Below are 6,450 nucleotides of genomic sequence, written 5' to 3'. Positions count from 1 at the left end.
GGTGGCGGCAATTCAGAACTTTTTGTGAGGCTAAATCTGAGAAACTTAAAAGGGATTTCCGAGTAATTGACAGATGGGAACCTACTAGCCAGATTTGCTGTTGCTGTGGGTATCGTTGGGGCAAGATTGATTTGTCTGTTCGCTCAGTGTTGTGTTTAAATTGCCACACTCTTGCAGACAGAGATGAGAATGCTGCTCAGAATATAAAAATGGTCGGCATGGGGCATCGGCACGACCTAAAATGGACAGGGAGTGACTGTAAGACTGTTTCGACAGCGAGTTACTGTGAACTGTCAAGAATCACCGACCTTCAAGGTCGGTGAGTATGTCAAAGTGATAATAATATCACTTTGGGAGTAAGTTATATAGGACTCCTATTTGATTTTTGATTTGATTTTTGAACAAAACTCCGTACACTTTATTTATTTTTGCCTGTTCCCTGTTCCTTTTTCCCTAGCTAGGAGAATATAGTCATGAATTTATTGATGCAAACCACAGCTGAAGCAGTAGCCAAAGGTTCTGAATTTCCTTTAGCTTTTACTTTAGTTTATGTAGTTGGTTTTATTGCTGCTGTCACCATCGGTTCTATCGCCTGGTACAACTCCAAACGACCTGCTGGTTGGGAAAGTAAAGATCGCCCTGATTTTGTACCGGACATTGAAAAAAAAGAAACTCCGGGGGTGGGTGAACCGAAGTCTTAACTCATGCAGCATTCTTAGTATTCAGATCAAGTTAACAGGCGCGATTGATCGCGTCTGAACAGTTTTAGTTCATTAGTTCTGCACTTCCACCCAGCGACGATATAACTTTTGAATTTGTTTGAGCAAGGCTGTGTGAACTGGTTGACTGTTTTCGCTTACATCAACCGCTATTTTCTGGATTTTGGTCAGCAGCATTGCTTCTTCTACGGCTACTTCTCCATCACTGTAAATTAATCCGCTAATAGCCTCAATCAGATTTTCGCAATCTTCCAGGCTGGGGCGATCGCCTAAATATTCTTCCACCCAAGCATAACATTTTTGTGGTTGCACTGCCAGTACTTCGTATAGCCAAGGCTTAATCTCTGGATCATTGGCTAAACCTTTTGCTTGGGCTATTTCCCGCAGATATTGTCGCTCTTCTGGTTGGATTTTACCATCAATCCAAGCCGCACCAATCAAAATTTTAACTAAGTTTTTTACTTGGGAATTATTTGCCATTGTTGCCTCCTGGGGGAGATTCGGAGTTTCAACAAAATAGTACAATCTCAAACAGTGTTCATTCGGAATTGTTGGTTTTTCTTAACCGCACCATGAAAAAGCCGTCCATGTTCTCCCGATGAGGCCAAACTTTCAGCCAGCCCTGGGGTGTGGAATAGGCCAACTGAGGGGAGTCAACCCTGGGGGGTTGAATTTGCCAATGGGGATGACTAGCTAAAAATGTAGAAATCACATCTTCATTTTCCTTTGGGTGTAGGGTACAAGTGGCATAAACAAGTATACCGCCTGGTTTGACAAACTTGGATGTATTAGCAATCAATTGGCTTTGCAGCCTTGACAGTTCCACTACAGACTCTGGTGTTTGTCGCCAACGTGCATCAGGGTGGCGGTGTAGGGTTCCTAAACCGGAGCATGGTGCATCGAGTAAGACGCGATCGCCTGTATGATAAAACTGTGGTAGGTGGCGGCTATCACCTGTACAAATGTGGATAGATTGTAAATGTAGCCGTCGGGCATTTTCTTTTAGTTTAGCTAAACGAGACGCTGTGCGATCGCCTGCCCAAATTTTCCCTTGATCCTGCATTAATTCGGCTATGTGGGTAGTTTTCCCTCCTGGTGCTGCACACGCATCAATCACCACTTCACCAGGTTGGGGGTTGAGCAAATAACCCACCAGTTGAGCGCTAGCATCTTGTACAGACCACCAACCTTGACTAAAACCGGGTATATTTTGTATCGCTCCTGTATTACCAATTAATCGTAAAGCCTGGGGTAAATGAGCAATGCGTCTGGTTAAAATTCCCACTGACTGCAAAGCCTCCTCTACTTCCTCAATTGTTGTCCGCAGGGGATTAATTCGCAAATCAATGGTGGGAGTTTGGTTCATCCACTGACATAATTGTTCTGTTTCAGCCCAACTCAGCTGTTCTAACCAAACCTCAATGATCCAATCAGGAAAACTGTGTAAAATTCCCAAACGTTGTACTGGATTTTCCGGTAATTTTAAAGGTTCTGGTGACTTTTCCCCCAGTCGGATATATTGCCGTAATAAGCCATTGACAAAACCCGTTAAACCTGCAAAACCATTGTTTTTAGCTAGTTCCACCGTGGTATTCACCGCCGCAGAAGGGGGGATACGCTCTTGATAACGCAGTTGGTATAAGCCGAGATGTAGAATAGTGCGGAGGTCTTTGGGTTGTTGATGAGATTTTTTACTAGCTAGTTGGTTGATGATGGCGTCAAGAGTGCGTTGTCTTCTTACGGTTCCATATACTAATTCTGTCAGCAAACCACGGTCTAAATTAGGCAGACTGAATTTTTGTAGCACTTTATTTAAGGCTACATCAGCATAAGCCCCAGCGTGAATATCTCGCAAGGCTATTAAAGCTATTTGGCGGGGGTTAGTCATTAAAAACTTTTTCCATAATTCCTATTCTACACTGTTGCAGTTCTCAAACATTATAATTACTTCCAGACTTCTGTTATATGTGGGAAACCAGAGGAGACAACATGGCGCGAGTAATGATAGTGGGAGCGGGTGGTGTAGGTAACGTTGTTGCACACAAATGCGCAGCTTTGGCAGAGTTTGACGAGATTCTGCTGGCTAGTCGCACCGTTGACAAGTGCCAACGCATAGCAGAACGTATTGGCTCAAATAAGGTAAAAACTGCGGCTTTAGACGCTGATAACGTTAACGACACTATCACATTAATCCAACAGTTTTGCCCTGATATCCTGATTAATGTAGCCCTTCCTTATCAGGATTTGGTGCTGATGGATGCTTGTTTAGCCACGGGAACCGATTATTTAGATACTGCTAACTATGAACCTCCGGACGTGGCTAAGTTTGAGTATAGTTGGCAGTGGGCATATGGCGATCGCTATCAACAAGCGGGCATTACTGCTATTTTAGGATGTGGCTTTGACCCTGGGGTAACAGGAGTGTTTACCGCCTATGCACTCAAACACCATTTTGATGAAATTCATTACCTAGATATAGTTGATTGTAACGCAGGTAATCACGGTCAAGCATTCGCCACCAACTTTAACCCAGAAATTAACATACGTGAAATAACTCAGCCAGGAAAATATTATCAACAAGGTGAATGGATAGAAGTACCCGCTTTATCAATTCATCGTCCCATTTCTTACCCAGAAATTGGCCCTAAAGAATCCTATCTTCTCTACCATGAAGAACTAGAATCTTTAGTCAAACATATTGCTACCCTGAAAAGAGCGCGTTTTTGGATGACCTTTTCCCAAAGTTACATTAATCATTTGCAAGTTTTACAAAATCTTGGTCTAACGCGCATTGATCCTGTTGATTATGAAGGAACCCCAGTAGTACCGTTAAAATTTCTCAAGTCCCTGCTACCAGAACCATCATCCTTAGCAGAAAACTATACGGGGCAAACATCCATTGGCTGTCATATCCGCGGCATCAAGGATGGCAAGGAACGCACCTACTATATATATAACAACTGCGACCACGCCCAGGCATATCAAGAAGTTGGCAGCCAGGCAATTTCTTACACTACGGGTGTACCTGCCGTCATTGGTGCTTTAATGGTGGTCAAAGGTATGTGGAAACAGCCGGGAGTGTTTAATGTAGAGCAGTGTAATCCTGACCCTTTTATGCAGTTGTTGGGTCCTCTGGGTTTACCTTGGCAAGAACTGATTGATCAACCCTCACCTTTTCAGGAAAACTAACATGATCCAGAGCAATAATTCCGTGTTGCACTCCATTCCCTCCCCCTGTTTCGTATTAGAAGAAGCACGTCTTGAGCAAAACCTGGCAATTTTTCAACGGGTGCAGCAACAAGCACCAGTGAAAGTGCTACTGGCATTAAAGGCTTTTGCCCTGTTTCATGGCTTCCCCTTAATTCGCCAAACATTACCAGGCGCTTCTGCCAGTTCTCTCTGGGAAGCACAACTAGCCGCAGAGGAATTTGGCGGGGATTTACATATCTATTCCCCGGCTTATCGTCATCAGGACATGGACAGGATTCTCAACTATGCTGACCATCTGACTTTTAACTCTATTAGTCAATGGCAAAGACACTACCCCTTAATTCAGCAGTTGTCTACTCCCCCTTCTGTGGGCTTGCGGATTAATCCCCAGTATTCCCCTGTAGAAACAGCTTTGTATAATCCTTGTCAACCTTATACCCGTTTGGGTGTCTCTCCAGAACATCTGGGAAATGTCCTACCACCAGGTATAGACGGTTTTTTGTCTCACAACTTATGTGAGAGCGATTCCTACGCCCTGGAAAAAACCCTATTATCTATAGAAGAATTTTTTGGACAGTTTCTCCCCCAGCTACAATGGCTAAATTTGGGCGGTGGTCATTTAATGACTCGTCAAGGCTACGATGTGGAACACGCGATCACTGTTCTGAGAGAATTTCACCAACGTTATCCCCACATTCAACTGTTCATGGAACCAGGTGCAGCCATTACTTGGGAAACCGGGTTTTTGCTCAGTACCGTACAAGATATAATTCCCACAGCCGAGCTAACCAATGTCATGTTAGATGTGTCATTTACAGCCCATATGCCTGATTGTTTAGAAATGCCCTATCAACCAGTGATTTTCGGCGCTCATCCACCACAGCCAGGTGAGAAAATATATCGCATGGGTGGATCTAGTTGTTTAGCCGGGGACTTTATGGGTGATTATGCTTTCAGTCAACAGTTATCAGTGGGCGATCGCATTATCTTTGAGGACATGATGCACTATACCATGGTCAAAACCACCATGTTTAACGGCGTAGTCCATCCATCCATCGGTATTCTCAAAAAAGACGGTACATTTGAGATGTGGCGAGAGTTTTCTTATCCAGACTATCGAGCTAGACTCGGCTAAAAGTCATATAGATATCAGGAGTATGAGCCACTACAACAATACTCACACATCCTCTGAGAAAACAGTTATCCCCCCACCGATTTGGTGAGGGGGTTTTTAATATTCTCTGTACCAGCAGAACTAGACCATTAATACAACGGCGAGCTAGCCGTTGGCGATTGAAATCGCCGTCAAGTTTCTTTTTGGTTTTGAATGTACATCTTAACTACCTCATTGTCACATCAAAAAAAACCGCCAGATATTGAGTGCAATTCAATATTTCGCCCAAACCCAAGAATATTTAACTGTACTTTCTTAACCTATCCTTAACCTATTCTTAACCTGTTCTTGTAATCCAGCCTACATTTATCATTTAATAAATCCTAAAATACTTATACAGTAAGCATTAAAGCCGTTATTATTAACATTAATAAACACAGAATTTCAGGCGCGAGAAATCGCAGAAAAAAAATGCAAACAAGGGTTGACAAATCCAATTAGGTCAGCTAATATATGTATGGTTAGCTAAACCAAAGGCGCATAGCCACCGGTCGTAAATATAAAGACTATTCAAAATCCATCAGCATCTCTAAGCTAGATGTTTTCCAACAAGAGCAACCAATCATCAACCTACTCCTTAACCGGAGGTAATGGGATGATCTAGCTCTGCTATGAAGCCATTAAATTATCCGTTCAAACAACCTCTACTTTTGTTATCAGGAGACAACCATGTTTAGCATCACAACTTCCCTAGCAACTCAAGAAATCCCTCAAGAAATACTATTCATCGACTCCCAAGTTCCCGCAGTGAGTCAACTCCTCGCCGGAGTCAAACCAGGAATAGCCGTCATCCTCTTAGATAGTGCCAAAGATGGCCTAGAGCAAATCACCGCAACACTAGCTCAATATCCTTCTACCACCCTTCACCTAGTCAGCCACGGTTCCCCCGGTTGCTTGTATCTAGGAGACACTCAGTTAAATTTAGACACCCTCCACCGCTACAGCCAGCAACTACAGCAATGGCATATCAGCAACCTCTTACTATATGGATGTAACGTAGCCGCAGGAGCTGCGGGAGAAGAATTTATCCAGCGCCTGAGTAACCTCACCGGGGCAAAAGTAGCAGCATCCAAGACTTTAACCGGTAGTGCCGCACTCAATGGAGATTGGAATTTAGAAGTAACCACCGGCGATATGGACTTATCCCTGGCCTTTACCAGCCATGCCATGTTTAATTATCAAGGTGTGTTGAGTTTAACTAAAGTCGGCAGTGAGTTTCAGGTCAATACTTACGCCAGCAACGCTCAGGCTAATCCATCAATAACGACCCTCAAAGACGGTGGGTTTGTTGTCACATGGCAATCAGATGTACAAGATGGTTCTGGTAATGGAGTCTATGGACAACGC

General features: G+C 43.6%; 7 protein-coding genes. 5 read left to right on the top strand and 2 right to left on the bottom strand.

Going from position 1 to position 6,450, the window contains the following annotated elements; translation table 11 throughout:
* Positions 1-323 (top strand): transposase (locus tag NWP17_RS03225; protein ID WP_280653470.1); only part of this gene is annotated, 323 nt, incomplete at its 5' end.
* 150 nt (positions 324-473) lie between these two features.
* Positions 474-701 carry a photosystem II assembly protein Psb35 gene (psb35, locus tag NWP17_RS03220; RefSeq protein ID WP_280653469.1) on the top strand — a complete coding sequence of 76 codons (228 nt, stop codon included), beginning with the start codon at positions 474-476 and terminating at the stop codon, positions 699-701.
* A gap of 72 nt (positions 702-773) precedes the next feature.
* On the opposite strand, the gene NWP17_RS03215 is transcribed toward psb35, so the two are convergent.
* Complete coding sequence (locus tag NWP17_RS03215) at positions 774-1,199, bottom strand: tellurite resistance TerB family protein (RefSeq protein WP_280653468.1); 426 nt, start codon at positions 1,197-1,199, stop codon at positions 774-776.
* A gap of 58 nt (positions 1,200-1,257) precedes the next feature.
* On the bottom strand, positions 1,258-2,607 hold the full coding sequence (locus NWP17_RS03210) for a 16S rRNA (cytosine(967)-C(5))-methyltransferase (RefSeq protein WP_280653467.1): 1,350 nt from the start codon (positions 2,605-2,607) through the stop codon (positions 1,258-1,260).
* A gap of 101 nt (positions 2,608-2,708) precedes the next feature.
* Between NWP17_RS03210 and NWP17_RS03205 the strand changes: the two genes are divergently transcribed.
* From NWP17_RS03205 to NWP17_RS03195, 3 genes are all read left to right on the top strand, one after another.
* Positions 2,709-3,908: a saccharopine dehydrogenase family protein gene (locus NWP17_RS03205; protein ID WP_280653466.1), complete on the top strand. Its 1,200-nt coding sequence runs from the start codon at positions 2,709-2,711 to the stop codon at positions 3,906-3,908.
* Between the two features lies 1 nt (position 3,909).
* Positions 3,910-5,064: a carboxynorspermidine decarboxylase gene (nspC, locus tag NWP17_RS03200; protein ID WP_280653465.1), complete on the top strand. Its 1,155-nt coding sequence runs from the start codon at positions 3,910-3,912 to the stop codon at positions 5,062-5,064.
* Between the two features lie 708 nt (positions 5,065-5,772).
* Positions 5,773-6,450, top strand: a 678-nt coding sequence (locus NWP17_RS03195; RefSeq protein ID WP_280653464.1) for a DUF4347 domain-containing protein, incomplete at its 3' end; no start/stop codon positions are given.

This window comes from Chrysosporum bergii ANA360D, from assembly GCF_029891735.1.
GTDB classification, from domain to species: Bacteria; Cyanobacteriota; Cyanobacteriia; order Cyanobacteriales; family Nostocaceae; genus Umezakia; species Umezakia bergii.
The sequence above is the reverse complement of the archived record's forward strand: the minus strand, read 5'-3'. Positions and strand labels throughout refer to the sequence as shown.

What these genes read in the sequence shown, in the direction of transcription:
- psb35 (WP_280653469.1), top strand. Translation starts at nt 474, where the DNA reads ATGAATTTATTGATGCAAACCACAGCTGAAGCAGTAGCCAAAGGTTCT.
- NWP17_RS03215 (WP_280653468.1), bottom strand. Translation starts at nt 1,199, where the DNA reads ATGGCAAATAATTCCCAAGTAAAAAACTTAGTTAAAATTTTGATTGGT.
- NWP17_RS03210 (WP_280653467.1), bottom strand. Translation starts at nt 2,607, where the DNA reads ATGACTAACCCCCGCCAAATAGCTTTAATAGCCTTGCGAGATATTCAC.
- NWP17_RS03205 (WP_280653466.1), top strand. Translation starts at nt 2,709, where the DNA reads ATGGCGCGAGTAATGATAGTGGGAGCGGGTGGTGTAGGTAACGTTGTT.
- nspC (WP_280653465.1), top strand. Translation starts at nt 3,910, where the DNA reads ATGATCCAGAGCAATAATTCCGTGTTGCACTCCATTCCCTCCCCCTGT.